Raw genomic sequence first — 26,566 nt, forward strand, 5'->3', positions numbered from 1 at the left:
AACGTACGGCTCCCCCGAGCCCCCTCCGCGAGGGTGCTCCCGCTTGTCGGACCGCACCCTCCAGCCTCCCTCCGCGAGGGAGGCTCCAGTCAGTTTGACGAATTGCGGGCTCGGCGCGCTGCCGGTCCTGCCGCGCCGGCTTTCAGGCGCGCACGAAGCGCAAAGCGCCGTTGGCCACGCGCCGGCGCAGCGCCGTCACCTCGGGCGCCACCGCCTCGGGCACGCCTTCGAGCGCACGCACGATCAGCGCGCCCAGCTGGGCCATCTGCGCCGGGCCGAAACCCAGGCGCACGATCTCGGGCACGCCCAGGCGCAGGCCGTTGACGTCGTCGGCTATCGCCGCCACACGCGCCGTCGGCAGGCCGATGCCGCAAGCCAGCAGCCGGGCGCGTTCGAGCCGGCGCGCGGCGGCCTGGCCACCGCCCCAGCGCGCCGCCTCGACGGCGAACTGGTGCGACTCCGTCATGCCGCGTTCGCGCGCGTAGACGGGCAGCCCGGCGCCTGACAGCGCCTCGGCCAGCGCGCGGGCGGTGGCCTGCATCGTGGCGGCGTAGTCCCGGCCGTAGTCCTTCCAGTCGAGCAGGCCGAGCGCCAGCGCCGCGGTCTTGCCGGCGTCGAAGTTGGCGGTGAGGCCCGGGTAGGCGATGGCGTCGATGCGCTCGAACAGCGCCGCGTCGTTGCCGACGACGAGCCCGCCGGGCGGGCCGCCCAGGCTCTTGTAGGTGCTCATCGTCATCACGTCGGCGCCTTCGGCCAGCGGGTTGGCCCAGGCGCCGCCGGCGATCATGCCGGACAGGTGGGCGGCGTCGAACATCAGCGTCGCGCCGACCTCGTCGGCGATGGCGCGCACCGCCGCCACCGGGTGCGGGAACAGGTTCAGGCTGCCGCCCAGCGTGATCAGCGCCGGCTTGACCTGGTGCGCCAGCGTGCGCAGCGCGTCGACGTCGACGGTGTAGCCGTCGGCGTGCACCGGCGCCGGCACCGTCTTCAGCCCGTACAGCCCGGCGGCGCCGGCAGCGTGGTGGGTGACGTGGCCGCCGATCTCGGCCGGCGGCGCGATGATGGTGTCGCCGGGCTGGCAGGTCGCCATGAAGACGTAGAGGTTGGCCAGCGCCCCCGAGGCCACACGCACCTCGGCGAAATGGGCGCCGAAGACCTCGGCCGCGAGTTCGGCGGCGACGACCTCGATGCGTTCGATCGCCTGCAGCCCCATCTCGTACTTGTCGCCGGGCCAGCCCAGCGAGGCGCGCGAGCCCAGGCCGGAGGCCAGCAGCGCCTCGGCCTTTGGGTTCATCACGTTCGAGGCCGGGTTCAGGTTGATCCCGTCCTCGTCGTGCAGGCGACGGTTCTCGGTGACGAGCCGGGTGATCTCGGCGGCGGTGGCCTCGCTCGTGGCCGCCGCGGTGGCCGCGGCGATGGTCTGCACGAGGTTCTCGGAGCGGGTGGGGACCCAGGCGCGGCGTTGCAGCATGATCGGCCGATGCTACGGCGGGGACAGCGCGACGGCTGCAGCCTGGCAGCGACAATCGCGCCATGGCCCTGATCACCCTTGCCGATGCCCACCTCGCCTACGGCCACGTGCCGCTGCTCGACGGCGCCGCCCTTGCACTCGAACCCGGCGAGCGCCTGGGCCTGATCGGCCGCAACGGCGCCGGCAAGTCCTCGCTGCTGAAGATCCTAGCCGGGCTGGAGAAAGCCGACGACGGCACGCTGCAGCTGCAGACCGGTGTGCGCCGCGTCTACGTCGCCCAGGAGCCGCTGTTCGAGCCCGGCGCGACCGTCTTCGACGCCGTCGCCGAAGGTGTAGCCGAGGCCCGCGCACTGCGCGCACGCTACGAAGCCCACGACGCCGAGGACCTGGACGCGCTGCAGTCGCGGCTGGAGGCGCTGGACGGCTGGACCTGGGAGCAGCGGGTCGAGGAAGCGATGCAGCGCCTGGGCCTGGCGCCCGGCGCCAGCGTCGACGCGCTCTCCGGCGGCATGAAGAAGCGGGTCGCGCTGGCGCGTGCGCTGGTCGCGGCGCCCGACGTGCTGCTGCTCGACGAGCCGACCAACCACCTCGACATCGACGCCATCGAGTGGCTGCAGGAGCTGCTGGTGGGTTGGCGCGGCGCGGCCGCCGGCGCGCGCGGCGCGCTCGTCTTCGTCTCGCACGACCGCGCCTTCATCGACGCCGTGGCCACGCGCATCATCGAACTCGACCGCGGCCAGCTGCGCAGCTACCCCGGCAACTTCGCCGCTTTCGAGGCCGCCAAGCTGCGCGAACTCGAAGCCGAGGCGATGGCCGCGGCACGCGCCGACAAGATGCTGGCGCAGGAGGAGGTGTGGATCAGGAAGGGCGTCGAAGCCCGGCGCACCCGCAGCGTCGGCCGCGTCGCACGCCTGGTGAAGCTGCGCGAGCAGCGGCGCGCACGGCGCGAGGTGCTGGGCCAGGTGCGGCTGGAGCTCGACGCCGGCCTGCCGCCGGGCAAGATCGTCGCCGAACTGCAGGACGTGGCGATGCGCTTCGGCGAGCGCTCGCTGATCGAAGGTTTCAGCGCCACGATCCTGCGGGGCGACAAGGTCGGGCTGATCGGGCCGAACGGCGTCGGCAAGACGACGCTGCTCAAGCTCATCCTCGGCCAGCTCGAACCGAGCGCCGGCACGGTGCGGCGCGGCAGCAAGCTGCAGGTGGCCTACTTCGACCAGATGCGCGCCGGGCTGAAGCTGGACGCGACGCTGGCCGACACCATCAGCCCGGGCAGCGAGTGGGTCGAGGTCGGCGGCGGGCGCAAGCACGTGATGAGCTACCTCGGCGACTTCCTGTTCGCGCCGGAACGCGCGAACTCGCCGGTGCGCACGCTCTCCGGCGGCGAACGCAACCGCCTGCTGCTGGCGCGGCTGTTCGCGCTGCCGGCCAACGTGCTGGTGCTCGACGAGCCGACCAACGACCTGGACATCGACACCCTGGACCTGCTGGAGGAGCTGCTGCAGGCCTACGCCGGCACCGTCTTCCTGGTCAGCCACGACCGGCGTTTCCTCGACGACGTCGTCACCAGCACGATCGCCTGGGAAGGCGACCCGCTCTGGGGCGGGCGTCCCGGGCTGTGGCGCGAGTACGAAGGCGGCTACGAAGACTGGAAACTGCAGCGTGCACGCTCGCGCGCGGCAGCCGAAGCCGCAGCACCGCCGCCGCCGGCAGCGGTGGCGGCACCGGCCGCCACGGCGAAACCGGCGGCGGCGCGCACCAAGCTGAGCTACAAGGAACAGCGTGAACTCGACGCGCTGCCGGCGCGCATCGAGGCGCTGGAAACCGAGCAGAAGCAGATCGCCGAGCGCCTGGCCAGCAGCGAGCTCTACGTCAAGGAACCGCAGGCCGTCGCCGGGCTGCAGGCACGCCACGACACGATCGAGACCGAACTGCTCGCGGCGCTGGAACGCTGGGAGGCGCTGGCTTCGGTGGGCGGCTGACCCGGCCGGACCGTCCGGTCAGAACCAGCCGTCCGCCGCCGCCGGGTGCGAGCGCGAGACGATCAAGCCCGCCTGCAGGTACAGCCCGTTGAGCAGCCGCATCGCGCGGCCGCGGTCGAAACCGGGCCATTCGGCGATCTCCCGCAGCGAACTGGTGCTGCGCCGCAGCCGGTAGACCGCCGCAGCCAGCGAACCGGCGAGCTTCAGGCCGGCCAGGTCCACGCCCGGCGCCAGGCGGTAGGCGGCCGGGCCGGCGATCTCGGGCAGCAGGTCCTCGCGCGCGCCGTGCAGCGCCAGCTCCCACAGCAGCGGCCCGAGCGGCGCGTGGCATTCGGCTTCGCCGACGAGCGCACGGTCGGGGTGGCCCAGCGGGCGCTGCAGCGCCGGCTCGACGTGCAGCACGCGCAGCGCGGTCGGGTTGGCGGCCAGCAGCTCCGGCGGCGACACCGGGCAGTGCACCAGGCGCTCGGCCGGGAACACGGTCAGCGGCACGACGCGCTGCCCGTCCTGCAGATGCACCAGCAAGGCGCGGCCGTGGCGCACGCAGGCCGCGAGCACCTCCAGCACCTCCAGGCCCTCGCGGTCCTGGCGGCCATCGAAACGCAGCAGATCCTGCAGCAGCGACGGGTTCAACCCCGACAGCCGGCCGGCACCGCTCTCGGCCTCGACGTCCCGCGCGATCTCGTCGAGGTAGCGCCGGAAGGCGCTGACGCTCAGGAGGTCCGGGACACCGGCCGGCAGGGTCGACTCGAACATACCGTTCATTCCCGCCTCGACTCGATAAAGCCGTGGGACCGATGGTACGGATGCCGGGTGACAAAGGCGAAAAGGCCTTCAGCCCGCATCGGCCAACTCGCGCAGCCGGCGCCAGAAAGCCGGCTCCAGCGAGGTCGCGAAGTTCACCCGCATCAGCGTCGTCGGCCGCCGCGTCGGGTGGAACAACACGCCGGGCGCGGTCAGCCAGCCTTCATCGAGCAAGTTCTGAGCCAGACGCTCGGTGTCGGCGCCGACGTCTATCCAGCCGAACAGCCCCTGGGGCGGCGTCACGAAACGGCAGCCGGCAGCCTCCGCCAGGCGCACCACACGCGCGCGTGCCGTGTCCAGGCGCGCACCGATGCGTTCGGCGTGGCGGCGCAGCAGGCCCTGCTCCAGGCACCAGGCGAGCGCGTGCTCCAGCGGCCCGGGCGTGCCGAGCGAGCCGAGCAGCTTGGTGTCGATGAAACGTTCGATCAGCGCCGGCGCCGCGGCGACGAAGCCGACGCGCCACTGCGGCGTCAGGATCTTGGCGAAACCCGAGACGTAGATCGTGCGCCGCAGCCCGTCGAGCTGCGCCAGCCGCGGGGCGTGCGCCGGCGCCAGCCAGGCGTAGGTATCGTCCTCGGCGATCAGGAAGTCGTGCGCCTCGGCGATGCGCAGCACCTGGTGCGCGGCCGCCGCGCCGAGCGAGGTGCCGGTCGGGTTGTGCAGCACCGACACCGTGGCGTACAGGCGCGGCGCGTGCGCGCGCGCCAGCGCCTCCAGCGCCGCCAGGTCCGGGCCGTCGACACCGCGCGGCACCGGCAGCAGCCGCATGCCGGCGGCCGTCAGGCGTGCGAACTCGACCGACCAGCCGGGTTCGTCGACCAGCACCGCGTCGCCCGGGCGCAGCAGCGTGCGCGAGACGATGTCCAGCCCGTGCGTCGCACCCATCGAGGTCATGATCTGCGCCGGCGCCGCGGGGATGCCGAGATCGGCCAGGCGCTGCGCCAGCGCCTGGCGCAGCGCGCCGTCGCCGGCGGGTTCGCCGTAACGCAGCCAGGCCGAGGCGTCGGCCTGGCCAACGCGGCGCAGCGCGCGCTGCAGCAGCGCGGCGTCCAGCCATTCCTGCGGCAGTGTGCCCATGCCCGGCGCCGGCCGCCCCGACTGCGCCTGGAACATGCTGCGGATCAGCGCCGTCGCGTCCACCGGCAACGGCATTGGCGCGGTTGCCGTCGGCGAGGCCGGCAGCGCACGCGCCGGTGCCGTTTCGCGCACGAAAAAACCACGCTGCGGCCGCGCCTCGACCAGCCCGCGCGCCTGCAGCCGCTCGTAGGCACCGACGACGGTGCTGGCGCTGACCCGGTGCCGGCGCGCGCAGTCGCGCACCGAGGGCAGGCGCGCACCCGGCGCCAGCAGGCGCTGGGTGATGCGTTCGCTGTAACGCGCCGCCAGTTGCTCGGCCAGCGTCTCGCCGGCGGCACGCGCCAGCCAGGGGGTGTCGTCCATCGTGCGGGCGGTGTATCGGTCTCATCACCGATACAGATCGTTGTTGTGTGCCGGAAAAGTGTACTGCTGCTGTGCTGATCGGCAGCCCTAGACTGGGCCGATGACGACGACGATGAAGACGCTGGGCCTGCTCGGCGGCATGAGCTGGGAGTCGACCGCGGTCTACTACCGCCTGATCAACGAAGGCGTGCAGCGCCGTCTGGGCGGGCTGCACAGCGCGCCCATCGTGATGCACAGCTTCGACCTCGCTGCCGTCGCCGCGCTGCAGCGTGCCGGCGACTGGCAGGGCGCTGCGGCGCTGCTGGCCGGCGCCGCCTGCCGGCTGCGCGACGCCGGCGCCCAGGCGCTGGTGATCGCCACCAACACGATGCACAAGGTGGCTGCGGCGGTGCAAGCCGAGTCGGGCCTGCCGCTGCTGCACATCGCCGACGCCACCGGCGCCGCGCTCGCCCGCGCCGGGGTGCGCCGCCCGGCGCTGCTGGGCACCCGCTTCACGCTGGACGACGAGAGCATCGTGCAGCAGCGCCTGTTCGAGCGCCACGACATCCAATGCCTGCTGCCCGACGACGCAGGCCGGGCGACGCTGCAGCGCGTGATCTTCGACGAGCTCTGCCGCGGTATCGTGCACGACGCCTCGCGCGCCGAACTGCTCGCCTTGCTGGAGCCGCTGCGGCAACAGGGCGCGCAGGGGGTGATCCTCGGCTGCACCGAGCTGATGCTGCTGCTCGGCGCCGACGACACGCCGCTGCCGGTATTCGACACCACCGCGCTGCACGCCGCGGCGGCCCTGGACTGGATGCTGGGTGCGCAGGCGCCCGAAACTGGAGCGACACGATGAGCTGGCAGATGGCCCGCCGCGCCGAGCGGCTGAATCCTTCGACGATCCGCGAGATCCTGAAGCTGACCGAGAAGCCGGGCATCGTCTCGCTGGCCGGCGGCCTGCCGGCGGCCGACGCCTTCCCGATCGCGGCGATGGCCGAAGCCACCGCACGCGTGCTGCACGGCAGCGGCCGCGAGGCGCTGCAGTACGCGGCGAGCGAAGGCTATGCGCCGCTGCGCGAGTGGATCGCCGCGCGCCTGTGCGCCCAGGGGCTGGACGCCGACCCGGCGCGCATCCTCGTGACCACCGGCTCGCAGCAGGGCCTGGACCTGGTCGGCAAGGTGATGATCGACGCCGGCAGCCGCGTCGCCGTCGAGTCGCCCACCTACCTGGGTGCGCTGCAGGCCTTCAACGCCTACGAGCCGGACTTCGTCGCGGTCGAAGGCGACGCCGACGGCCCGCGGCCCGAGGCGCTGGCGGCTGCCGCCGGCGCGCGTTTCCTCTACCTGCTGCCCAACTTCCAGAACCCGAGCGGGCGCTGCCTGAGCGAGGCCCGCCGGCGCGCGCTGGCGGCCGCGGCCGCCGAGGCCGGGCTGCCGATCGTCGAGGACAACCCGTACGGCGAGCTCTGGTACGAAACGCCGCCGCCGGCACCGGTGGCCGCTCACGCGGGCGAGAACGCGCTCTATCTGGGCTCGTTCTCCAAGGTGCTGGCACCGGGGCTGCGCCTGGGCTGGATGCTGGCGCCGCGAGTGCTGTTCCCCAAGCTGCTGCAGGCCAAGCAGGCTGCCGACCTGCACACGCCGGGCTTCAACCAGCGCATCGTGCACGAGGTCGTGAAGGACGGGTTCCTGGACGAACACGTGCCGACGATCCGCGCGCGCTACCGCCGCCACCGCGACGCGATGCGCGCCGCACTCGAACACCACCTGCCGGCGGGCTGCCGCTGGGAGGTGCCGGCCGGCGGCATGTTCTTCTGGATCGAACTGCCCGCGGGCCTGGATGCCACCGCGCTGCTGCCGGCCGCGGTGGCCGCCGGCGTCGCCTACGTGCCGGGTGCACCCTTCTTCGCCGACACGCCGCGTGCGAACACGCTGCGCCTGAGCTTCGTCACCGTGCCGCCGGAAGAGATCGAACGCGGCGTCGCGCTGCTGGGCGGCGTGCTGAAGGCGGCGGCATGAGCCCTCAGGACTTGTCCGGGGCTCATTCCCGCCTGACGGGACCGGCCGACAGGCCGAAGGGTGCCCCATGAGCCCTCAGGACTTGTCCGGGGCTCATTCCCGCCTGACGCCAAGGGTGCCGCAGTGAGCACGCACCGCTTCCACCAGGTCGACGTCTTCGCCGACCAGCCGACCCGTGGCAACCCGCTGGCCGTGGTGCACGACGCCCAAGCGCTGGACGAGGCCACGATGGCGGCGTTCGCGCGCTGGACGAATCTGTCGGAAACGACCTTCCTGCTGCCGCCGACCGAGCCCGGCGCCGACTACCGCGTGCGCATCTTTACGCCCGGCGGCGAACTGCCGTTTGCCGGCCACCCGACGCTCGGCAGCGCCTGGGCCTGGCTGGCCGCCGGTGGCCAGCCGCAGGAGGACGGCTTCGTCGTCCAGCAGTGCGGCATCGGCCTGGTGCGGCTGCGCCGCAGCGGCGGCCGGCTGGCGTTCGCGGCGCCGCCGCTGCGCCGCAGCGGCCCGGCCGACGCGGCGACGCTGGCGCAGGCGCTGCGGGCGCTGGGCATCACGTCCGACGAGGTCGTCGACCACCAGTGGGTCAGCAACGGCCCCGAATGGCTGGCGCTGCGGCTGCGCTCGCGTGCCGCGGTGCTGGCGCTGAAGCCCGACGTCGCGGCGATGGGCGCGCTCAAGCTCGGCGTCGTCGCGGTCGAGGACGACGGCGAGACCGCAGCCGAGGTGCGCGCCTTCGTGCCCGGCGTCGGCGTGCCCGAGGACCCCGTCACCGGCAGCCTGAACGCCGGCCTGGCGCTGTGGCTGGTGGGCAGCGGCGTGCTGCCCGGCCGTTATGTCGCGGCGCAGGGCACGGCACTGGGGCGCACCGGCCGGGTTCACGTCGAGCGCGACGGCGACACGATCTGGATCGGCGGCGAGGTCGCGCCCTGCATCGCCGGCAGCGTCGAGCTGTGATGACCGAAGAACTGTTCCGCGACGACGCCACGCTGGCCTGCTGCGAGGCGACGGTGCTGGCGGTCGAGGCCGACGGCGGCATCGTGCTCGACCGCACGGTGTTCTATCCGCAGGGCGGCGGCCAGGCCGGCGACGCCGGCGAACTGCTCACCGCCGAAGGCCGGCGCGTCGCCATCGCCGACACGCGCAAGCACCCCGAGCAGCCCGGTGTCATCGTGCACCGCCCGGCCGAAGGCGCCGACCTGTCGGCGCTGCTGCCGGGGCAGCGGGTGATGGCATCGATAGACCTCGTGCGCCGGCAGGCGCACCGGCGTTTCCACAGCGCCACCCACCTGCTGTGCGCGCTGGTGCCGCAGCCGGTGGACGGCTGCTCGATCACCGCCGGCTACGCGCGGCTGGACTTCCACATGACCGAGCCGCTGGACAAGGACGCGCTGAACGCCGGCCTGGCGCGCCTGGTCGCCGAGGCGCACCCGGTGCGCACACGCTGGATCGCCGAAGCCGAACTCGACGCGAATCCGCAGCTGGTGCGCAGCATGAGCGTGCAGCCGCCGCGCGGCCAAGGGCGCGTGCGCCTGGTCGAGATCGACGGCGTCGACCTGCAGCCCTGCGGCGGCACCCACGTCGCCAACACCGCCGAGATCGGACCCGTCATCGTCACCAAGATCGAGAAGAAGTCGGCCAGGACCCGCAGGGTCGTACTCGGCTTTGCCGAGCCGGCCGCAGGCCGGGGCTGAGGGCTGGGGAACGCTCATGTGCGCCACGCGCACGTGAGCGGTCACCAAGATCCGCAGCAGACCCGCAGGGTCGTGCTCGGTTTTGCCGAGCCGGCCGCATAAAAAGAAACGGCGAAGGCCGCGCTGCGGGCTCCGCCGTTCGACGTGCGGCGCCCGTGGCGCCGCGGTACGTCACTTCGCCTTGAACTTGTCGTGGCAGCCCTTGCAGGCGCCGCCGGTCTCGCCGACCGCGGCCTTGATCTGGCCGAAGTCGCCGCTCTTGCCGGCGGCGTCGAGCTTGTCGACCGCGGCGACGTACTTGTCGGCGGCGGCCTTGAAGCCGGCGGCATCGCTCCAGGCCTCGGGCTTGGCTTTGGTCGAGCCGCCCTTGTCGGTGCCGGGCCCGAAGGCGGTCAGCGGCAGCTTGGACAGGGTCGAGACGATCGCGATGTTCTCGGCGGCAATCTTGGCGTCGAACGGCGCTTTGCCCTGCGCCATCGCGGCGACACGGCCGAAATGGTTGGCGATCAGCGTGAACGCGCTTTGACGGTAGTGGATCGCGTCCTCCGCTTTCTGGAACTGCGCGGCGGCAGGCAGGGCCGTGGCCAGACCGGCCACGGCAGCGGTGACGAGAAGCATCTTCTTCATGCAGGCACTCCGTTGGGGTTATGAACTTAGGCGCGGGCACGCAGGCCCGGCGCGGCGAGTCTAAGCGGGTGTTTGCCGATACCACCGGGGGTTCGGACAAACATCGCTCGCCTGGCCAGCCGACGTCGGCAGCAGCCGCGGATGCGGTTATGGTTGAGCCTCGCCGAACGCATCCACGAGGAGGATCAGAGTCCCCATGGCACCGACTGCCAACCCGCCCCGCCCCGTCCGTGTCTGGGATCTGCCAACACGGTTGTTCCACTGGTCCCTGGCCGCCACGATCGCCGTCTGCTTCGTCAGCGGCAAAGTCGGCGGCAACGCGATGCAGTGGCACTTCAACAGCGGCTACGTCGCCTTCGGTCTGGTCGTCTTCCGCCTCGCCTGGGGCCTGATCGGCGGTCGCTGGTCGCGTTTTGCCAGCTTCATCTACGGGCCCGGTGCGCTGCTGCGCTATCTGAAAGGGCGCTCGCGGCCCGACGAGCTGATCGAGGTCGGCCACAACCCGCTGGGCAGCTTCTCGGTGTTCGCGCTGCTGGGCATCGTCTCGGTCCAGGTCGCGACCGGCCTCGTCGCCGACGACGAGATCGCCAACACCGGCCCGCTGTGGCGTTTCGTCAGCGGCGAGACCGCACTCGACGCGACCGCGTGGCACAAGGGGCCGGGACAATGGATCATCATCGGCCTCGTGTCGCTGCACGTCGCCTCGATCGTCTTCCACCGCCTGAAGGGCCACAACCTGGTGCTGCCGATGTTCACCGGCGACAAGCCGCTGCCACCCGGCACGCCGGCCAGCGCCGACGGCCTGCAGCAGCGCCTGATGGCGCTGGTGCTGGGCGCCGTTGTCGCGGCGCTGGTGAACTGGGTCGTCTCGCTGGGCCAGCTCTGAACCTGCCCGTGGACACGCCCGACATCCAGCTCGTCGAACCCGCGCCCGAGGACGCGGCGCTGCTGCAGGCAGCCCGCGAGATCCTGCGCGAGTACGCCGCGGCGCTGGGCATCGACCTGTGTTTCCAGGGCTTCGAAGCGGAACTGGCGGCGCTGCCCGGCGACTACGCCGCGCCCGGCGGTGCGCTGCTGCTGGCGCTGGTCGACGGCCAGGTGGCCGGCTGCGGCGCCTTCCGCGCGCTCGCCGACGTCGACTACGCCAACGCCTGCGAGATGAAGCGCCTGTACGTGCGACGCGCCTTCCGCAGCTTCGGCATCGGCCGGCGGCTGGCGCAGGCACTGCTCGAACGGGCGCTGCAGGCCGGCTACTCCAATATGCTGCTCGACACGCTGGACGACATGGAGGCCGCACGCGGCCTGTACGAGTCGCTCGGTTTCGAGGAGATTCCGCCTTATTACTTCAACCCGATCCCCGGAGCGCATTACCTGCGCGCCGACCTCAACGACGGCCTGACGCGCTGGTGAACCGATGACTGCAAACTCCCTCGAACTGCGTGCCGGCGACCTGCGCCTGGCGTTGCGCCCCGACCTCGGCGGCTCGATCGCCGGCCTCTGGCTGGGCGATCTGCCGGTGCTGCGCAGCACCGAACCGGCCGAACTCGCCGCGGCACGCGCCTCGGCCTGCTATCCGCTGGCGCCCTATTCCAACCGGCTCGGCTACCGCCGGCTGCGCTGGCACGGCCATGACCACACGACCGCGCCGAACGAACCCGACAGCCCGCACTCGCTGCACGGCATCGCCTGGCAGCGCGGCTGGGAGACGCTCGAAGCCACGGCCGACAGCGCGACGCTGCGCCTGGTGCACGCCGGCGACTCGCACTGGCCCTTCGCGTTCGAGCTGCTGCAGCGCTTTTCGCTCAAGCCCGACGCGCTCGAGGCCCGGCTCGAGTTCCGCAACACCGGCCCCGACTCGCAGCCAGTGGGCCTGGGCTGGCACCCGTACTTCCCGAAACGCGCACGCAGCCGGCTGCACGCCGAAGTCTCGGACCGCTGGGACAGCGATCCGAGCGGCCTGCCGACGCGCAAGCTGCCGCAACCGGGCATAGACGCCGACGTCGCCCACCTCGCCTTCGACAACTGCTTCGAAGGCTGGCGCGGCGCGGCCCGCATCCGCGACGAGAAGCTGTCGCTGCGCCTGAGCTCGTCGCTGCGCTACCTGGTCGTCTACACGCCCGAGACCAAGCCCTATTTCTGCGTCGAGCCGGTGAGCCACGTCAGCAACGCCATCCACATGGCCGACCCGCTGGCGCACGGGCTGATCGACGTCGCCCCCGACGCCGGCGCCGAAGCCTGGATGCGCATCGACATCGCCCACGTCTAGGCGCCATGGTGTTCGACGCGCTGCCGGTTGCCTGCGGCCTGGGCGAGTCGCCGTTCTGGTGGCCCGAGCAGGGCGCCCTCTACTGGTGCGACATCCCGGGCCGGCGCGTGCACCGCTGGCGGCCGCGCGACGGCGCCCACACCAGCTGGCCGCAGCCCGAGGAAGTGGGCAGCATCGCGCCGCTGCCCGACGGCGGCCTGCTGCTGGCGCGCCGCGACGGCCTGTTCCGGCTCGACGCGGCCAGCGGCGAGAGCGAACGCCTGGCGCCGCCGCCCTATGACCGGGCGTCGCAGCGTTTCAACGACGGCAAGGCCGACCCGCAAGGCCGCTTCTGGGTCGGCACGATCTGCGAGCCGCGGCTGCCGGCGCGCGGCGCGCTCTACCGCTGGGCCGACGACAGGCTGGACCGTCTGTTCGACGGCGTCAGCACCAGCAACGGCCTGGCCTGGAGCCCCGACGGGCGCACGCTCTACTGGAGCGACACCCAGGCGCACTGCATCGAGGCCTTCGACTTCGACGGGAGCGACGGCTCGCTGTCGCGCCGGCGCGTGCTGCACCGCTTCGCGCCCAAACCCGCCGACGGCAGCCTGGCCGGTTACGGCGGCCGCCCGGACGGCGCCGCGGTCGACGCCGAAGGCGGCTACTGGGTCGCGCTGTACGAAGGCGCACGCCTGCTGCGGCTGGCCCCGGACGGCAGCGTGCTGACCGAGCTCGCGCTGCCGGTGCGCTGCCCGACGATGCCGTGTTTCGGCGGCGCCGACCTGCGCACGCTCTACATCACCACCGCCGCCGCCAAGACCGCCGAGCAGGCCGCGGCCGAGCCGCTGGCCGGCCGCGTGCTCGCGCTGCGCGTCGACGTGCCCGGCCTGCCGGTGAACTTCGTGCGCGCGTGAAACCGGCCGGCGAAGACCGCGCCGGGCGCTGGGCCCGGCTGAACGAGCGGCGCGAATGGGACCTCGTCGTCGTCGGCGGCGGCGCCACCGGCCTGGGTGTCGCGCTCGACGCCGCGGCGCGCGGCTTTTCGGTCGCACTCGTCGAGTCGCACGACTTCGCCCAGGGCACCTCGTCGCGTGCGACCAAGCTCGTGCACGGCGGCGTGCGCTACCTGGCGCAGGGCAACGTGCACCTGGTGCGCGAAGCGCTGCACGAGCGCGCCGCGATGCTGGCGAACGCGCCGCACGTGGCCCAGCCGCTGCCCTTCGTGATGCCGGGCTACCACTGGTGGGAACGCGGCTTCTACGGCACCGGGCTGAAGCTCTACGACGCGCTCGCCGGCAGCCGCGGGCTGGGCGCGACCGAGTGGCTGGGTAGCGCCGGGGTGCGCACGCTGCTGCCGGGCGTGCAGCCGCGCGGGCTGTGGGGCGGCGTCAAGTACTGGGACGGCCAGTTCGACGACGCCCGCTACGCGCTGCTGCTGGCACGCACCGCCGCGGCGCGTGGCGCCGTCGTGCTCAACCACTGCGCCGCCACCGAGCTGCTGCGCCGCGACGGCCGGGTGCACGGCGTCGTCGTGCGCGACGCCGAGACCGGCGCCGAAACCACGCTGTCGGCGCGCTGCGTCGTCAACGCTGCCGGCGTCTGGGTCGACATGCTGCGCGACCTGGACCGCGACGCCGGTGCGCCGCCGCGTTCACCGCTGGTCGCCCCCAGCCAGGGCGTGCACCTGGTCGTCGACCGGCGTTTCCTGCCCGGCACGCACGCGCTGCTGGTGCCCAAGACGACCGACGGCCGCGTGCTCTTCGCCGTGCCCTGGCTGGGCAAGACCATTCTCGGCACCACCGACACGCCGCGCGCCGACCTGGCGCGTGAACCCCGGCCCTTCCCGGCCGAGGTCGACTTCATCCTGCGCGAAGCCGGGCGCTACCTGCAGCAGGCGCCGCGGCGCGAGGACGTGCGTTCGGTCTGGGTCGGCCTGCGCCCGCTGGTGCGCCACGACGGCGACGCCGGCGACACCAAGGCGCTGTCGCGCGAGCACACGGTGCTGGTCGGCGGCAGCGGCCTGGTCACGGTCACCGGCGGCAAATGGACGACCTACCGCGCGATGGCCGAGGACGTGCTGGAGCGCTGCATGGCGCACGGCCTGCTGCCGCGGCGCCCGGCCGGCGCGACGACGCGGCTGCAACTGGTCGGCGCGGCGCCCGGGCGCTCGCTGGCCTTGCCGCCGGGCGAGCACCTCTACGGCAGCGAAGCCGCGCTGCTGCGCACGCTGCCCGGCGCCGACCGCTGGCTCTGGCGCGACGGCGACGGCGGCCTGAGCGAGGCGATGGTGCGTTTCGCCGCGCGCCACGAAGCGGCACGCAGCATCGAGGACGTGCTCGCACGGCGCTCGCGGCTGCTGTTCCTGGACGCCGCCGAAGCCGCGCGCCTGGCGCCGGCCGTGGCCACGATCCTGGCCGACGAACTGGAGCGCGAGCTCGACCCGGCGCCGTTCGAGGCGCTGGCCGCGAGCTACCAGCGCCTGCCCTGAGGCCGCGTCAGGCCGGCGCGCCCACCGGTGCCGCCGCCGGCGGCAGATCGGCCAGCATCGTGCGCACTTCGCCCGGGCTCAGGATCTCGCTCAGCACACGCGGCGCCGCCTCGCCCGGCACGTAGAGCGCGTACACCGGCACGCCGCTGCGGCCCAGCCGCGCCAGCTCGGCGGTGATCGCGGCGTCGCGCCGTGTCCAGTCGGCCCGCAGCAGCACGACGCCGCGGCTGCGGAACTCGGCCAGCACGTCGGCGCGCGAGAGCGTCGTGCGCTTGTTCACCTGGCAGGTCACGCACCAGGCGGCGGTGAAGTCGACGAACACGGTGCGGCCCTCGGCCGCCAGCGTCGCCGCACGTTCGGCGCTCCAGGGCTGCCAGTCGCCTTCGGCCCGGGCGCTGGCCGCAGCCGGCGGCGCCTCGTGCCAGGCCGGCAGCGCCCAGGCGAGCGTGGCGCCCAGCAGCAGCACGGCGACGGCGCCGAAGCCGACACGGGCACGCGTGCCCAGCGTGCGCGCGCCGAAGGCCCAGGCGGCAAAAGCCAGCGCCAGCAGCAGCGCCAGCAGCGCCGCGGCGCCGTCGATGCCGGCCTGCTGCCCCAGAACCCAGACCAGCCAGACGACGGTGGCGAACATCGGGAAGGCCATCGCCACCTTGAAGTGCAGCATCCAGACGCCTGGCCGCGGCAGCCAGCCGGCCAGGCGTGGCCAGGCGCTGGCGAGCAGATAGGGCGCGGCCATGCCCAGGCCGAGCACCGCGAAGACCAGCAGCGCCTGCGCCGGGGCCAGCGTCATCGCGACGCCGAGCGAAGCGCCCATGAACGGCGCCGTGCAGGGCGAGGCGACCGCGACCGCGAGCACGCCGGTCAGCAGCGAGTCGACCAGCGGATGGCGCGCACGCGCCGCCGCCCACGACGACGGCAGCACCGAGCCGAGCTCGAAGACGCCGGCCAGGTTCAGCCCGATCAGCGTGAACAGCGCCGCCAGCGCCGCGACCACGCCCGGCTGCTGCAGCTGGAAGCCCCAGCCGAGCTGCTCGCCGCCGGCGCGCAGCGCCAGCAGCAGCCCGGCGAGCGCGACGAAGGAGACCACGACCCCGGCGGCATAGGCCAGGCCGCCGGCCAGCAGCTTGCCGCGGTCGTGCGCGTGGGCGGCGAAACCCAGCACCTTCAGCGACAGCACCGGGAACACGCAGGGCATCAGGTTCAGCAGCATGCCGCCGAAGAAAGCCAGCAGCAGCGCGGGCAGCAGCCCGCCTTCGGCCGCGGCGGGCGGCAGCGGCGCCGCGGCCGCTGGTTCGGCCGTCTCGGTCGTCTCAGGCGCAGCCAGCGCCGGCCAGGCGCCGGTGACGGCGGCGGCGAGCTCGATGCCGGCGGGCTCGCCGGCACGCGTCAGCACCAGCTCCAGCGTCTCGGGCGCAGCCGTGCGCTGCGGGTCTATCGCCAGGCGCGCGTTCCAGTCGGCGCCGGCCCAGGCAGCTTCGGGCCGGGCGGCGTTGCGCAGCGCGCCAGCGGTGGCCGGCAGCAGGTCCAGCGCCTGGCCCTGCCAGTCGGCCGGCAGGCCCTTGACGCTGAGCTGCACGCTGTCGCCGTCGATGCGGGCGGCGGCGCTGACGCCGGCCACGCGCCGCGGCAGCGCGGCACGCGCGGCCTCGAACAGCGCCGCCGAGCCGGCCGTCGCCTGCTCGCGCGGCAGCGACAGCACGAAGTCGCCCGACTCGGGGATGCAGACCTCTTTGCAGACCAGCCACTCGGCGTGCAGCCGGATGTCCAGCGTGCGCGCGTCGAAGCCCGGGCCCACCTGCACGGCCACCGGCAGCAGGAGCGTGCCGTCGTAGCCGAAGTTCATCAGCGGCCCGACCGGCAGCCGCTTGGGCGTCGGCCACTCGATGTCGCCGGCAGCGACACCCGGCGGCAGCGTCCAGGCCAGGGTCGTCGGCAGGCCCGAATCGCCGGGGTTCTTCCAGTAGCTGTGCCAGCCGTCCTGATGCCGGATCACCAGGCCCAGCGCCAGCGGCTTGCCGGCGCCGACACCTTCGGGCGCATGGGCGACGAGTTCGGCCCGCACCTGGGGTGTCTGGACGACAGCAGCGGGCGCGGCCGAAACCAGCGGTGCGGCGAGCAGGAGGGCGAGCGGGAGCAGGAGTCGGGGCAGGGACATCGCGGGTCGGCCGTCGGCCGGACAGGACGGCAGCGCAGAGCGGTGCCGGGGGCCGGAGAAAGCGCCATTGTCGGCCAGCACGACAGCCTGCATCGCAAGCGCTGCGACGGCCGCGGCAGCAGCCCCGCGATCACGGTTGCAGGTGTTCCGTCTTGACCGGGGTTTATCCGTATAATGATTTGGCTTTGCTGTCCGCTTCTCCCGACTCACCATGGCGATCGACCGGAAATTGCTCGCCGACCCATGGCAGGACGAGGATGACGCGGCAGACCTGCATCCCGAGCCGCTGAGCCGCGAGCAAGCTCGCGACCTGCGCCGGAGGAAGCCGCAGCTGTCTCCATGGCGGGTGATCCTCGCGCAGACGGTGGTCGGGACGGTGGTCGCGTTGCTCGCAGCGCTGATCACGGGCGGGGCAGCAGCCGGATGGTCGGCGCTTTACGGCGCCGCCACCGCGGTCCTTCCGAGTGCCTTGATGGCGCGCGGGATGACCAGTCGATTCGGCAGCATGTCGCCCGGCGCTGGCGCCGTCAGCTTCATGTTGTGGGAGTCGGTGAAGATCGCGGTTTCGGTCGTCATGCTGTTGCTGGCTCCGAAGCTCGTGCAGTCGCTGAGCTGGCCAGCATTGCTGGTCGCCCTGGCGCTGTGCATCAAGACATATTGGGTCGCGCTCCTGTGGCGCGGCCGCTGACAAGACGACACGGGACGACGAAGACATGGCAGCCGAAGGAACCGCAGCACACGCGCCGACCGCGGGCGAGTACATCGTCCACCATCTGCACCACGCGCAGACCGGTCACCAGACGGGTGTCGTCGACTTCTCCGTCATCAACCTCGACTCCGCGTTCTTCGCGGTCGCGCTCGGCATCCTGACCTGCTGGCTGCTGTGGATGGCGGCGCGCAAGGCGACCTCGGGCGTGCCGGGGCGGTTCCAGGCCGCCGTCGAGATCCTCGTCGAGATGGTCGACAGCCAGGCCAAGGACATCGTCCACAACGCCCAGAGCCGCAAGTTCGTCGCTCCGCTGGCGCTGACGGTCTTCATCTGGATCTTCATGCTCAACGCGATGGACCTGCTGCCGGTCGATCTGCTGCCCTGGATGTGGCAGACCGCCACCGGCAACCACGAGGCCTATCTGCGCGTCGTGCCGACCGCCGACCTGTCGATCACGATGGCGATGTCGGTCAGCGTGCTGCTGCTGTGCCTGTACTACAACCTGAAGATCAAGGGCGTCGGCGGCTTCGCGCACGAACTCGTGACGGCGCCGTTCGGCACCAGCAAGAACCCGGTGTTCGCGCTGCTGCTGGGCATCGTCAACCTCGCGATGCAGCTCGTCGAATTCGTCGCCAAGACGATCTCGCACGGCATGCGGCTGTTCGGCAACATGTACGCCGGCGAGCTGATCTTCCTGCTGATCGCGCTGCTCGGCGGTGCGTTCACCCTTTCCGCCAGCGGTCTGGCGCTGTCCCTGCTGCACATCGTGGCCGGGACGGTCTGGGCCATCTTCCACATCCTGATCATCACGCTCCAGGCGTTCGTGTTCATGATGCTGACGCTGGTGTACATCGGTCAGGCGCACGAATCGCACTGACGGGTCGACCCCGGGGCAATTCCTGCCCTTTTCCCCCTTCCTCCACTTACCGCATTTAGCAAGGAGTCATCATGGAACTTATCGGTCTCGTCGCTCTCGCCGCCGGCCTGATCATCGGTCTCGGCGCCGCTGGCGCCTGTATCGGTATCGGTGTCATGGGCAGCAAGTACCTGGAATCGGCCGCGCGTCAGCCCGAGCTGATGGGTGAACTGCAAACCAAGATGTTCCTGCTGGTCGGCCTGATCGACGCCTCGTTCATCATCGGCACGGGTATCGCGCTGTGGTTCACCACCGCCAACCCGTTCCTCGGCCAGCTCGCCGCTCTGGCGAAGTAATCCGGCGCGCGGCCATTCGCCGCGTATCGGGCGGCGGCGTCGCCTGAAAGCCGTTTTCCGCCACAAGCGTTTCGAGGACACAAAGTGAGCATCAACGCGACACTGATCATCCAGATGATCGTGTTCCTGATCCTGGTCGGGTTCACGATGAAGTTCGTCTGGCCGCCGATCGTCAAGGCGCTCGACGAGCGCGCCGCCAAGATTGCCGACGGCCTGTCGGCTGCCGACAAGGCCAAGGCGGATCTGGCGGTTGCGAACCAGCGTGTCGAGCAGCAGCTCTCGGCCGCGCGCAACGATGCCCAGAAGCGGCTCGCCGACGCCGAACGCCTCGCGCAGCAGATGATCGAGGAAGCCAAGGGGCGTGCCTCCGAGGAAGGGGCCAAGATCATCGCCGCTGCACGGGCCGAGGCCGAGCAGGAAGCCGTCAAGGCACGCGAGGTGCTGCGCGAGCAGGTCGCCGGCCTGGCCGTCAAGGGCGCCGAGCAGATCCTGCGTCGCGAGGTGAATCCGAGCGTGCACGCCGATCTGCTGTCGCGCCTGAAAGCGGAGCTCTGACATGGCCGAGCTCGCGACCGTCGCCCGGCCGTACGCCGAAGCGCTGTACCAGGCCGCAGGCACCGACGCCGCGGCGCTCGCGCCGCAGATCGACGCCCTGGCCGCGGTGGCGGGCAACGCCGAGCTGCGCCAGTTTGCCGACCACCCCAAGGTGCCGGCATCGCAGATCTACGACGTCGTCGCCGGCGTCGTCGGCGGCGAACTCGACAAGCGCACGGCCAACCTGCTTCGCACCGTCATCGAAAACGGCCGCCTGGCGGCGCTGCCCGAGGTCGCGGCCCAGTTCCGCGCCCTGGTCAACGCATCCGGCGGCGTCTCCGACGCGACGGTCTACAGCGCGTTCCCGCTCGACGGCGCGCAGCTCGCCGAGGTCACGGCCTCGCTCGAGAAGCGCTTCGGCCGCAAGCTGAACACGCACGTCGAAGTCGACCCGGAGCTGATCGGCGGCGTGCGCGTCGTCGTCGGCGACGAGGTGCTCGACACCTCGGTCCGCGCCCGTCTCGAACAGATGAAGGCCGCCCTGACCGCCTGACAGCCGTCGAGCGAGCGCCCTTCGAGGAGAACCTATGAACCTGAATCCCGCTGAAATTTCCGAGCTGATCAAGAGCCGCATCGAAGGCCTTGGCGTCTCGGCCGACATCCGCAACCAGGGTACGGTCGTCTCGGTCACGGACGGCATCTGCCGCGTGCACGGCCTGTCCGAGGTGATGGCCGGCGAAATGCTCGAGTTCCCGCCGTCTCCCAGCGGCCAGCCGACCTACGGTCTGGCGCTGAACCTCGAGCGCGACTCGGTCGGCTCGGTGATTCTGGGCGAGTACGAGCACATCTCCGAAGGCGACACCGTCAAGTGCACGGGCCAGATCCTGTCGGTGCCGGTCGGCCCCGAACTGATCGGCCGCGTCGTCAACGCGCTCGGCCAGCCGATCGACGGCAAGGGCCCGATCAACGCCAAGATGACCGACGTCATCGAGAAGGTCGCCCCGGGCGTGATCGCGCGTAAGTCCGTCGACCAGCCGGTGCAGACCGGCCTGAAGTCGATCGACTCGATGGTGCCGATCGGCCGCGGCCAGCGCGAACTGATCATCGGCGACCGCCAGACCGGCAAGACCGCGGTGGCGATCGACGCGATCATCAACCAGAAGGGTCAGAACATGACCTGCGTCTACGTCGCGATCGGCCAGAAGGCTTCGTCGATCAAGAACGTGGTGCGCTCTCTGGAACAGGCCGGCGCGATGGACTACACCATCGTCGTCGCCGCAACGGCCTCGGAATCGGCGGCGATGCAGTACGTGTCGGCCTACTCGGGCTGCACGATGGGCGAATACTTCCGCGACCGCGGCCAGGACGCCCTGATCATCTACGACGATCTGTCCAAGCAGGCCGTCGCCTACCGCCAGGTCTCGCTGCTGCTGCGCCGCCCGCCGGGCCGCGAAGCCTTCCCTGGCGACGTGTTCTATCTCCACAGCCGTCTGCTCGAGCGCGCCGCGCGCGTGAACGCCGACTACGTCGAGGCCTTCACCAAGGGTGAAGTCAAGGGCAAGACCGGCTCGCTGACCGCGCTGCCGATCATCGAGACCCAGGCCGGCGACGTGTCCGCGTTCGTTCCGACCAACGTGATCTCGATCACCGACGGCCAGATCTTCCTGGAAACCAACCTGTTCAACGCCGGCATCCGCCCCGCGATCAACGCCGGTATCTCGGTGTCGCGCGTCGGTGGCGCCGCGCAGACCAAGCTGATCAAGAGCCTGTCGGGCGGCATCCGTACCGACCTGGCGCAGTACCGTGAACTGGCCGCGTTCGCGCAGTTCGCGTCCGACCTCGACGCTGCCACCCGCAAGCAGCTCGACCGCGGCGCGCGCGTGACCGAACTGCTCAAGCAGGCCCAGTACTCGCCGCTGCCGATCAGCCTGATGGCCGCGACGCTGTACGCCGCGAACAAGGGCTACCTCGACGACATCGACGTCAAGAAGGTCCTGCCGTTCGAACACGGTCTGCACCAGCACCTGAAGTCGAGCCACGCCGCGCTGCTGGCCAAGCTCGAGAACGACAAGGCGATGGACAAGGCTGCCGAGGAAGAACTGGCCGGCGCGATCGCGGCGTTCAAGAAGTCCTTCGCCTGAACATGGCCCACCCCCGATCCCCCTTGGCGGGGGCGACGCCTGCGTCCCGGCCGAGCCGGGTTCGTGGTGTCCGCTTGACTGGAGTGCCTCATGGCAGTCGGTAAAGAGATTCGCGGCAAGATCAAATCGGTTGAAAACACCCGAAAGATCACCAAGGCCATGGAAATGGTCGCCGCCTCCAAGATGCGCAAGGCGCAGGAGCGCATGCGCGCCGCGCGTCCGTACGCCGACAAGGTGCGCAACATCGCCGCGCACCTGTCGCAAGCGAACCCGGAATACAAGTCGCCCTATCTGCGCAGCGGCGGCACGGCACGCAAGGTCGGCTTCATCGTCGTCACGACCGACAAGGGTCTGTGCGGCGGCCTGAACACCAACCTGCTGCGCGCCGTCACGGCGAAGATGAAGGACGTGCAGGCCGAGGGCCACACGATCACGACGGTGGCGATCGGCAACAAGGGCTTCGGCTTCCTGAACCGCATCGGCGCGCAGGTCATCAGCCACGCGATCCAGCTCGGCGACGCGCCGCAGCTCGAGAAGCTGATCGGCCCGGTCAAGGTCATGCTCGACGCCTTCGTCGCCGGCGAGCTCGACGCGGTGCACCTGTGCTTCACCAAGTTCATCAACACGATGAAGCAGGAGCCGATCGTCGAGCCGCTGCTGCCGCTGTCGGCAGCGCGCCTGGAGCAGACGGCCGCCGAGAAGAAGGACTACGCCTGGGACTACATCTACGAGCCCGAGGCGTCGGTCGTCATCGACGAGCTGATGACGCGCTACATCGAGGCGCTGGTCTATCAGGCCGTCGCCGAGAACATGGCCAGCGAGCAGAGCGCGCGCATGGTCGCGATGAAGGCGGCGACCGACAACGCCGGCACGCTGATCGGTGAACTGAAGCTCGTCTACAACAAGACCCGCCAGGCAGCGATCACCAAGGAACTGTCGGAAATCGTGGGTGGCGCGGCCGCCGTCTAAAGATACGAATCGAAGGAATCTCAAAATGGCACAAGGCAAGATCGTTCAGTGCATCGGCGCCGTGGTGGACGTGGAGTTCCCCCGCGACCAGATGCCCAAGATCTACGACGCGCTCAAGCTCGAAGGCTCGGCGCTGACCCTGGAAGTGCAGCAGCAGCTGGGCGACGGCGTCGTGCGCACCATCGCGCTGGGCTCGTCCGACGGCCTGCGCCGCGGCCTGATGGTCACCGACACCGGCGCCGGCATCACCGTGCCGGTCGGCAAGGCGACGCTGGGCCGCATCATGGACGTGCTCGGCAACCCGATCGACGAGCGTGGCCCGATCGACCAGGCGCTGACCGCGACCATCCACCGCAAGGCCCCGGCCTACGACGAACTGTCGCCGTCGACCGAACTGCTCGAAACCGGCATCAAGGTCATCGACCTGATCTGCCCGTTCGCCAAGGGCGGCAAGGTCGGCCTGTTCGGCGGCGCCGGCGTCGGCAAGACCGTCAACATGATGGAGCTCATCAACAACATCGCCAAGGCGCACTCGGGTCTGTCCGTGTTCGCCGGCGTCGGTGAGCGCACCCGCGAAGGCAACGACTTCTATCACGAGATGTCGGACTCCAAGGTCGTCGTCCAGGAGAACCTGAGCGAGTCCAAGGTGGCGATGGTCTACGGCCAGATGAACGAGCCCCCGGGCAACCGCCTGCGCGTCGCGCTGACCGGCCTGACGATGGCCGAAGCCTTCCGCGACGAAGGCCGCGACGTGCTGTTCTTCGTCGACAACATCTACCGCTACACGCTGGCCGGCACCGAAGTGTCCGCGCTGCTGGGCCGGATGCCGTCGGCGGTGGGCTACCAGCCGACGCTGGCCGAAGAAATGGGCCGCCTGCAGGAACGCATCACCTCGACCAAGGTCGGCTCGATCACGTCGATCCAGGCCGTCTACGTCCCTGCGGATGACTTGACCGACCCCTCGCCGGCCACGACCTTCGCCCACTTGGACGCCACCGTCGTGCTGTCGCGTGACATCGCCTCGCTGGGCATCTACCCGGCCGTCGACCCGCTGGACTCGACCTCGCGCCAGATCGACCCGAACGTCGTCGGCGACGAGCACTACAGCACGACGCGTGCGGTGCAGTCGACGCTGCAGCGCTACAAGGAACTGCGCGACATCATCGCCATTCTGGGCATGGACGAGCTGTCGCCGGAAGACAAGCTGGCCGTGTCCCGCGCCCGCAAGATCCAGCGTTTCCTGTCGCAGCCCTTCCACGTCGCCGAAGTCTTCACCGGCACGCCGGGCAAGTACGTGCCGCTGAAGGAAACGATCCGCGGCTTCAAGATGATCGTCGCCGGCGAGTGCGATCACCTGCCGGAGCAGGCCTTCTACATGGTCGGCACGATCGACGAAGCCTTCGAGAAGGCCAAGAAGATCCAATGACGCCCAGCAGCGTCCGGCCTGTCGGCGCGATGGAGATTTGAGATGGCAAACACGATTCACGTCGACGTCGTCTCGGCCGAGGAGAGCATCTTCTCGGGCGAGGCCAAGTTCGTCGCGCTGCCGGGCGAAAGCGGCGAGCTCGGCATCCTGCCGCGCCACACGCCGCTGATCACCCGCATCCGGCCGGGCGCGGTGCGCATCCAGCGCGCCGACAACGGCGAGGAAGAGTTCGTCTTCGTCGCCGGCGGCATCCTGGAAGTGCAGCCCAACGTCGTGACGGTTCTCGCCGACACCGCGATCCGCGGCCACGACCTGGACGAAGCCAAGGCGACCGAAGCCAAGCGTCTGGCCGAGGAAGCGATGCGCGACGCCAAGAGCGACATCGACCTGGCCAAGGCCCAGAGCGAGTTCGCCACGATGGCCGCCCAGATCGCCGCGATCCAGAAGCTGCGCCGCAAATAATCCGGCCAGCGCCGGAACGACGGGCCGCCCGCGCTTTCAGCGCCGGCGGCCTTTTCTTCGTCCGTCGCGGCGGTGCATCATCGGCGCATGGGCACGAACGGCAACGGCAAAGGCAAGAACGGGCGCAACGGCAAGCTCTCCAAGAGCGACTACCTGGAGCAGCTGGAGCCGCTGGAGCTCGAACTCAACGACCTCGCGCGCTGGCTGCAGCACACCGGCAAACGCCTGCTGGTGCTGATCGAGGGCCGCGACACCGCCGGCAAGGGCGGCACGATCTCGGCGATCTCGGCTACGCTGAACCCGCGCCAGTGCCGCACCGTCGCGCTGCCCAAGCCGACCGAGCGCGAGGCCACCGAGTGGTACTTCCAGCGTTATGTCGCGCACCTGCCGGCGGCCGGCGAGGTCGTGCTCTTCGACCGCAGCTGGTACAACCGCGCCGGCGTCGAACGGGTCATGGGCTATTGCAGCGAAGCCCAGGCCAAGGCCTTCCTGAAGCAGGCGCCGGTGTTCGAGAAGCTGCTGGTCGACGACGGCATCCTGCTGCTCAAGTACTGGCTCACCGTCGATCAGGCGCAGCAGGAGCAGCGTTTCGCCGAACGCCTGGCCGACCCGCTCAAGCGCTGGAAGCTGTCGCCGGTGGACCTGCAGGCGCGCACGCGCTACGCCGACTACGGCCGCGCACGCGAGGCGATGCTGAAGGCCACCCACACCGAACACGCGCCCTGGACCCTGGTCGACTTCAACGACCAGCGCCGCGGCCGGCTGCACCTGATCCGCGACCTGATCGCGCGCGTGCCCGACCGCAAGGTGCCGGCGCAGAAGATCGAGTTCGCGCCGCTGGAGCACCCGCCGCTGATCGAGCGTTTCGACGGGCCGCTGAAGCCGAGCTGAAGATCAGCGGCCGGCCCCCGGCGGTGGGCAGCCGGCGCGGCGCGACACCCCCGCAGTCTGGCGGCTGCGGGCGCCATCCTGCGCAGCGCGCTTGACGCTTCTCGGGTACTGATCCAGCCTGCGCCCATGCTTGCAGACACCTTCCCCATCGCTCACGACATGGCGGGCAACAACGGCGCTGCGCCACGCCTGCGCGCCCGGATCCTGTGCTGGTTGCTGCGCATCGCCGCGGTCACGGTGCCACTGGGCTACTACGCCGCTCTGTTGCTTGCCCGAGACTGGCGCCCGGCCTGGTACGTCGACGAGCACTTCCGCGAATGGAACCTGGTCGTCGCCTGCGTTCTGGCGCTGGTGTTCTTCGCCGGGCTGGCGACGATTCCCCGCCGCGCACTGCGCTACACGTCGATCGCCGTCTGCGCCTGGATCTTCGTCAGCTACCAGCAGATGTCCTGGGGCCTGGACCGGCCGCCGTACGTCTCGACTCTGCGCCTGCCGTCGGGCCAGTGGCTGGCGCTGGAGTCGATCGACTTCGGCGCGACGACGAGCGGCGACCTCTATCTGTGGCGGCTGTCGCCCGCCGGCCCGCTGCACCGGCTCGGCAAACCCCTCGCCCACCACGAAGGTGCCGGGCGCGGCACGCTGCGGCTGGAGGGCGACGGTGTCGTCGTCGCCCGCATCGAGTTCTATTCCGGGGCTGTCGTCGAGCAGCGAATCGCCATCGAGCACTGAGCCGCGGGTCGGTGCCTCAGCGCACCACCGGCGCGTCCGGCAGCTCGTTCGGGTTGCGCTCGCCCTCGGCCAGAGGGAAGTGGCGCACGAGCAGCCGGTCGACCTCGTCGATCGCGCCGGCCAGGCCTTGTTCGAAGCCGCCGGCCTGGAAGGCCTGGCGCATCGCGCCCAGCACCTGCTCCCAGTGCCCCGCCGGCACGTGGTGCATGAGGCCGCGGTCGGCGACGATCTCGATCGCGTGGTCCGCCAGCAGCAGGTAGATCAACACGCCGTTGTTGGCCTCGGTGTCCCAGACGCCGAGTTCGGCGAAGACCGCGAGCGCACGTTCGCGCACGCCGCGCCGCAGCCAGGCCCAGGGCAGCCCGGCTTCGATGCACAGCCGGATCTCGCCCGAGTGGCGCGCTTCGCTCTCGCGCACCCGCTGCTCCAGCCGTGCCATCGCCGCGGCGTCGAGCACGCGGCGCACGTCGGCCTCGTCGGCGAACCCATGCCTGAACCAGCGTCCCCAAGCCATCACCAGCCTCCCGAGGCGCCGCCGCCGCCGAAACTGCCGCCGCCGCCCGACGAGAACCCACCGCCACCACCACCG

General features: G+C 71.1%; 27 protein-coding genes. 21 read left to right on the top strand and 6 right to left on the bottom strand.

The window, feature by feature from the left end:
• Positions 1-142: 142 nt before the first annotated feature.
• Positions 143-1,471 carry a serine hydroxymethyltransferase gene (locus CKO43_RS04695; RefSeq protein WP_200231088.1) on the bottom strand — a complete coding sequence of 443 codons (1,329 nt, stop codon included), beginning with the start codon at positions 1,469-1,471 and terminating at the stop codon, positions 143-145.
• Between the two features lie 62 nt (positions 1,472-1,533).
• Between CKO43_RS04695 and CKO43_RS04700 the strand changes: the two genes are divergently transcribed.
• Positions 1,534-3,450: an ATP-binding cassette domain-containing protein gene (locus CKO43_RS04700; protein WP_200231087.1), complete on the top strand. Its 1,917-nt coding sequence runs from the start codon at positions 1,534-1,536 to the stop codon at positions 3,448-3,450.
• 18 nt (positions 3,451-3,468) lie between these two features.
• Here the strand turns inward: CKO43_RS04700 and CKO43_RS04705 are convergent, their stop codons facing one another.
• Entirely contained in the window at positions 3,469-4,206 is a 738-nt protein-coding gene (locus CKO43_RS04705) for a hypothetical protein (RefSeq protein ID WP_200231086.1), read from the bottom strand.
• A gap of 78 nt (positions 4,207-4,284) precedes the next feature.
• Positions 4,285-5,694: an aminotransferase-like domain-containing protein gene (locus CKO43_RS04710; protein ID WP_200231085.1), complete on the bottom strand. Its 1,410-nt coding sequence runs from the start codon at positions 5,692-5,694 to the stop codon at positions 4,285-4,287.
• A 112-nt stretch (positions 5,695-5,806) separates the two neighbouring features.
• Here CKO43_RS04710 and CKO43_RS04715 point away from each other — a divergent pair, with 112 nt between their 5' ends.
• The 4 genes from CKO43_RS04715 to CKO43_RS04730 all read left to right on the top strand — a co-directional run bounded on the left by CKO43_RS04715 (position 5,807) and on the right by CKO43_RS04730 (position 9,389).
• On the top strand, positions 5,807-6,532 hold the full coding sequence (locus CKO43_RS04715) for an aspartate/glutamate racemase family protein (RefSeq protein ID WP_200231099.1): 726 nt from the start codon (positions 5,807-5,809) through the stop codon (positions 6,530-6,532).
• Positions 6,529-7,695: an aminotransferase-like domain-containing protein gene (locus CKO43_RS04720; RefSeq protein WP_200377980.1), complete on the top strand. Its 1,167-nt coding sequence runs from the start codon at positions 6,529-6,531 to the stop codon at positions 7,693-7,695. The genes CKO43_RS04715 and CKO43_RS04720 overlap by 4 nt, the downstream gene beginning before the upstream one ends.
• A gap of 123 nt (positions 7,696-7,818) precedes the next feature.
• Positions 7,819-8,652 (top strand): PhzF family phenazine biosynthesis isomerase, encoded by an 834-nt coding sequence (locus CKO43_RS04725; protein WP_200377981.1) that lies wholly within the window; start codon positions 7,819-7,821, stop codon positions 8,650-8,652.
• Positions 8,652-9,389 (top strand): alanyl-tRNA editing protein, encoded by a 738-nt coding sequence (locus tag CKO43_RS04730; RefSeq protein ID WP_200377982.1) that lies wholly within the window; start codon positions 8,652-8,654, stop codon positions 9,387-9,389. The genes CKO43_RS04725 and CKO43_RS04730 overlap by 1 nt, the downstream gene beginning before the upstream one ends.
• A 171-nt stretch (positions 9,390-9,560) precedes the next feature.
• Here the strand turns inward: CKO43_RS04730 and CKO43_RS04735 are convergent, their stop codons facing one another.
• Positions 9,561-10,016: a c-type cytochrome gene (locus CKO43_RS04735; protein WP_200231079.1), complete on the bottom strand. Its 456-nt coding sequence runs from the start codon at positions 10,014-10,016 to the stop codon at positions 9,561-9,563.
• Between the two features lie 196 nt (positions 10,017-10,212).
• On the opposite strand from CKO43_RS04735, the gene CKO43_RS04740 reads away from it, so the two are divergent.
• Genes CKO43_RS04740 through CKO43_RS04760 form a run of 5 tightly spaced genes read left to right on the top strand, consistent with a single transcriptional unit; the run spans position 10,213 to position 14,749 of the window.
• Positions 10,213-10,902 (top strand): cytochrome b/b6 domain-containing protein, encoded by a 690-nt coding sequence (locus tag CKO43_RS04740; RefSeq protein ID WP_200377983.1) that lies wholly within the window; start codon positions 10,213-10,215, stop codon positions 10,900-10,902.
• Positions 10,903-10,910: 8 nt separating this feature from the next.
• A complete protein-coding gene (locus CKO43_RS04745; protein WP_200377984.1) occupies positions 10,911-11,426 on the top strand; it encodes a GNAT family N-acetyltransferase in 516 nt (171 codons plus the stop codon).
• Positions 11,427-11,430: 4 nt separating this feature from the next.
• Positions 11,431-12,282: an aldose 1-epimerase gene (locus CKO43_RS04750; RefSeq protein ID WP_200231075.1), complete on the top strand. Its 852-nt coding sequence runs from the start codon at positions 11,431-11,433 to the stop codon at positions 12,280-12,282.
• A gap of 5 nt (positions 12,283-12,287) precedes the next feature.
• A complete protein-coding gene (locus CKO43_RS04755) occupies positions 12,288-13,175 on the top strand; it encodes an SMP-30/gluconolactonase/LRE family protein (protein ID WP_200231074.1) in 888 nt (295 codons plus the stop codon).
• On the top strand, positions 13,172-14,749 hold the full coding sequence (locus CKO43_RS04760; protein WP_200377985.1) for an FAD-dependent oxidoreductase: 1,578 nt from the start codon (positions 13,172-13,174) through the stop codon (positions 14,747-14,749). Before CKO43_RS04755 ends, CKO43_RS04760 begins: the two co-directional genes overlap by 4 nt.
• A gap of 7 nt (positions 14,750-14,756) precedes the next feature.
• Here CKO43_RS04760 and CKO43_RS04765 read toward each other — a convergent pair whose 3' ends face one another.
• Entirely contained in the window at positions 14,757-16,904 is a 2,148-nt protein-coding gene (locus CKO43_RS04765; RefSeq protein ID WP_200377986.1) for a protein-disulfide reductase DsbD family protein, read from the bottom strand.
• Between the two features lie 211 nt (positions 16,905-17,115).
• On the opposite strand from CKO43_RS04765, the gene CKO43_RS04770 reads away from it, so the two are divergent.
• The 11 genes from CKO43_RS04770 to CKO43_RS04820 all read left to right on the top strand — a co-directional run bounded on the left by CKO43_RS04770 (position 17,116) and on the right by CKO43_RS04820 (position 25,977).
• Positions 17,116-17,592, top strand: a complete 477-nt coding sequence (locus CKO43_RS04770) for an ATP synthase subunit I (protein WP_200231069.1) — start codon at positions 17,116-17,118, stop codon at positions 17,590-17,592.
• A gap of 25 nt (positions 17,593-17,617) precedes the next feature.
• Positions 17,618-18,490: a F0F1 ATP synthase subunit A gene (atpB, locus tag CKO43_RS04775; protein ID WP_200231068.1), complete on the top strand. Its 873-nt coding sequence runs from the start codon at positions 17,618-17,620 to the stop codon at positions 18,488-18,490.
• A 71-nt stretch (positions 18,491-18,561) separates the two neighbouring features.
• Positions 18,562-18,825 carry a F0F1 ATP synthase subunit C gene (atpE, locus tag CKO43_RS04780; RefSeq protein ID WP_207184874.1) on the top strand — a complete coding sequence of 88 codons (264 nt, stop codon included), beginning with the start codon at positions 18,562-18,564 and terminating at the stop codon, positions 18,823-18,825.
• A gap of 84 nt (positions 18,826-18,909) precedes the next feature.
• The gene (locus tag CKO43_RS04785) at positions 18,910-19,380 is read left to right on the top strand and encodes a F0F1 ATP synthase subunit B (protein ID WP_200231066.1); all 471 of its coding nucleotides are present in this window, start codon (positions 18,910-18,912) and stop codon (positions 19,378-19,380) included.
• Between the two features lies 1 nt (position 19,381).
• Complete coding sequence (locus CKO43_RS04790; RefSeq protein WP_200231065.1) at positions 19,382-19,912, top strand: F0F1 ATP synthase subunit delta; 531 nt, start codon at positions 19,382-19,384, stop codon at positions 19,910-19,912.
• A gap of 34 nt (positions 19,913-19,946) precedes the next feature.
• Complete coding sequence (atpA, locus tag CKO43_RS04795) at positions 19,947-21,500, top strand: F0F1 ATP synthase subunit alpha (protein ID WP_200231064.1); 1,554 nt, start codon at positions 19,947-19,949, stop codon at positions 21,498-21,500.
• 90 nt (positions 21,501-21,590) lie between these two features.
• Complete coding sequence (gene atpG / locus CKO43_RS04800) at positions 21,591-22,469, top strand: F0F1 ATP synthase subunit gamma (RefSeq protein WP_200231063.1); 879 nt, start codon at positions 21,591-21,593, stop codon at positions 22,467-22,469.
• A gap of 25 nt (positions 22,470-22,494) precedes the next feature.
• A complete protein-coding gene (gene atpD / locus CKO43_RS04805; protein WP_200231062.1) occupies positions 22,495-23,895 on the top strand; it encodes a F0F1 ATP synthase subunit beta in 1,401 nt (466 codons plus the stop codon).
• Between the two features lie 42 nt (positions 23,896-23,937).
• Positions 23,938-24,357: a F0F1 ATP synthase subunit epsilon gene (locus tag CKO43_RS04810; RefSeq protein ID WP_200231061.1), complete on the top strand. Its 420-nt coding sequence runs from the start codon at positions 23,938-23,940 to the stop codon at positions 24,355-24,357.
• An 87-nt stretch (positions 24,358-24,444) separates the two neighbouring features.
• Complete coding sequence (gene ppk2 / locus CKO43_RS04815; protein WP_200231060.1) at positions 24,445-25,248, top strand: polyphosphate kinase 2; 804 nt, start codon at positions 24,445-24,447, stop codon at positions 25,246-25,248.
• A 126-nt stretch (positions 25,249-25,374) separates the two neighbouring features.
• Positions 25,375-25,977, top strand: a complete 603-nt coding sequence (locus CKO43_RS04820; protein ID WP_200231059.1) for a hypothetical protein — start codon at positions 25,375-25,377, stop codon at positions 25,975-25,977.
• Between the two features lie 16 nt (positions 25,978-25,993).
• Here the strand turns inward: CKO43_RS04820 and CKO43_RS04825 are convergent, their stop codons facing one another.
• Positions 25,994-26,491 (bottom strand): TPM domain-containing protein, encoded by a 498-nt coding sequence (locus CKO43_RS04825; protein ID WP_200377987.1) that lies wholly within the window; start codon positions 26,489-26,491, stop codon positions 25,994-25,996.
• Between the last annotated feature and the right edge of the window lie 75 nt (positions 26,492-26,566).

Source organism: Rubrivivax gelatinosus (assembly GCF_016583785.1).
Lineage (GTDB): Bacteria > Pseudomonadota > Gammaproteobacteria > Burkholderiales > Burkholderiaceae_C > Rubrivivax > Rubrivivax gelatinosus_B.

What these genes read in the sequence shown, in the direction of transcription:
- atpG (WP_200231063.1), top strand. Translation starts at nt 21,591, where the DNA reads ATGGCAGTCGGTAAAGAGATTCGCGGCAAGATCAAATCGGTTGAAAAC.
- CKO43_RS04735 (WP_200231079.1), bottom strand. Translation starts at nt 10,016, where the DNA reads ATGAAGAAGATGCTTCTCGTCACCGCTGCCGTGGCCGGTCTGGCCACG.
- CKO43_RS04715 (WP_200231099.1), top strand. Translation starts at nt 5,807, where the DNA reads ATGAAGACGCTGGGCCTGCTCGGCGGCATGAGCTGGGAGTCGACCGCG.
- CKO43_RS04700 (WP_200231087.1), top strand. Translation starts at nt 1,534, where the DNA reads ATGGCCCTGATCACCCTTGCCGATGCCCACCTCGCCTACGGCCACGTG.
- CKO43_RS04740 (WP_200377983.1), top strand. Translation starts at nt 10,213, where the DNA reads ATGGCACCGACTGCCAACCCGCCCCGCCCCGTCCGTGTCTGGGATCTG.
- CKO43_RS04695 (WP_200231088.1), bottom strand. Translation starts at nt 1,471, where the DNA reads ATGCTGCAACGCCGCGCCTGGGTCCCCACCCGCTCCGAGAACCTCGTG.
- atpB (WP_200231068.1), top strand. Translation starts at nt 17,618, where the DNA reads ATGGCAGCCGAAGGAACCGCAGCACACGCGCCGACCGCGGGCGAGTAC.
- CKO43_RS04750 (WP_200231075.1), top strand. Translation starts at nt 11,431, where the DNA reads ATGACTGCAAACTCCCTCGAACTGCGTGCCGGCGACCTGCGCCTGGCG.
- atpA (WP_200231064.1), top strand. Translation starts at nt 19,947, where the DNA reads ATGAACCTGAATCCCGCTGAAATTTCCGAGCTGATCAAGAGCCGCATC.
- atpD (WP_200231062.1), top strand. Translation starts at nt 22,495, where the DNA reads ATGGCACAAGGCAAGATCGTTCAGTGCATCGGCGCCGTGGTGGACGTG.
- CKO43_RS04705 (WP_200231086.1), bottom strand. Translation starts at nt 4,206, where the DNA reads ATGTTCGAGTCGACCCTGCCGGCCGGTGTCCCGGACCTCCTGAGCGTC.
- CKO43_RS04755 (WP_200231074.1), top strand. Translation starts at nt 12,288, where the DNA reads ATGGTGTTCGACGCGCTGCCGGTTGCCTGCGGCCTGGGCGAGTCGCCG.
- CKO43_RS04765 (WP_200377986.1), bottom strand. Translation starts at nt 16,904, where the DNA reads ATGTCCCTGCCCCGACTCCTGCTCCCGCTCGCCCTCCTGCTCGCCGCA.
- CKO43_RS04810 (WP_200231061.1), top strand. Translation starts at nt 23,938, where the DNA reads ATGGCAAACACGATTCACGTCGACGTCGTCTCGGCCGAGGAGAGCATC.
- CKO43_RS04820 (WP_200231059.1), top strand. Translation starts at nt 25,375, where the DNA reads ATGCTTGCAGACACCTTCCCCATCGCTCACGACATGGCGGGCAACAAC.
- CKO43_RS04720 (WP_200377980.1), top strand. Translation starts at nt 6,529, where the DNA reads ATGAGCTGGCAGATGGCCCGCCGCGCCGAGCGGCTGAATCCTTCGACG.
- CKO43_RS04825 (WP_200377987.1), bottom strand. Translation starts at nt 26,491, where the DNA reads ATGGCTTGGGGACGCTGGTTCAGGCATGGGTTCGCCGACGAGGCCGAC.
- CKO43_RS04710 (WP_200231085.1), bottom strand. Translation starts at nt 5,694, where the DNA reads ATGGACGACACCCCCTGGCTGGCGCGTGCCGCCGGCGAGACGCTGGCC.
- CKO43_RS04770 (WP_200231069.1), top strand. Translation starts at nt 17,116, where the DNA reads ATGGCGATCGACCGGAAATTGCTCGCCGACCCATGGCAGGACGAGGAT.
- CKO43_RS04730 (WP_200377982.1), top strand. Translation starts at nt 8,652, where the DNA reads ATGACCGAAGAACTGTTCCGCGACGACGCCACGCTGGCCTGCTGCGAG.
- ppk2 (WP_200231060.1), top strand. Translation starts at nt 24,445, where the DNA reads ATGGGCACGAACGGCAACGGCAAAGGCAAGAACGGGCGCAACGGCAAG.
- atpE (WP_207184874.1), top strand. Translation starts at nt 18,562, where the DNA reads ATGGAACTTATCGGTCTCGTCGCTCTCGCCGCCGGCCTGATCATCGGT.
- CKO43_RS04790 (WP_200231065.1), top strand. Translation starts at nt 19,382, where the DNA reads ATGGCCGAGCTCGCGACCGTCGCCCGGCCGTACGCCGAAGCGCTGTAC.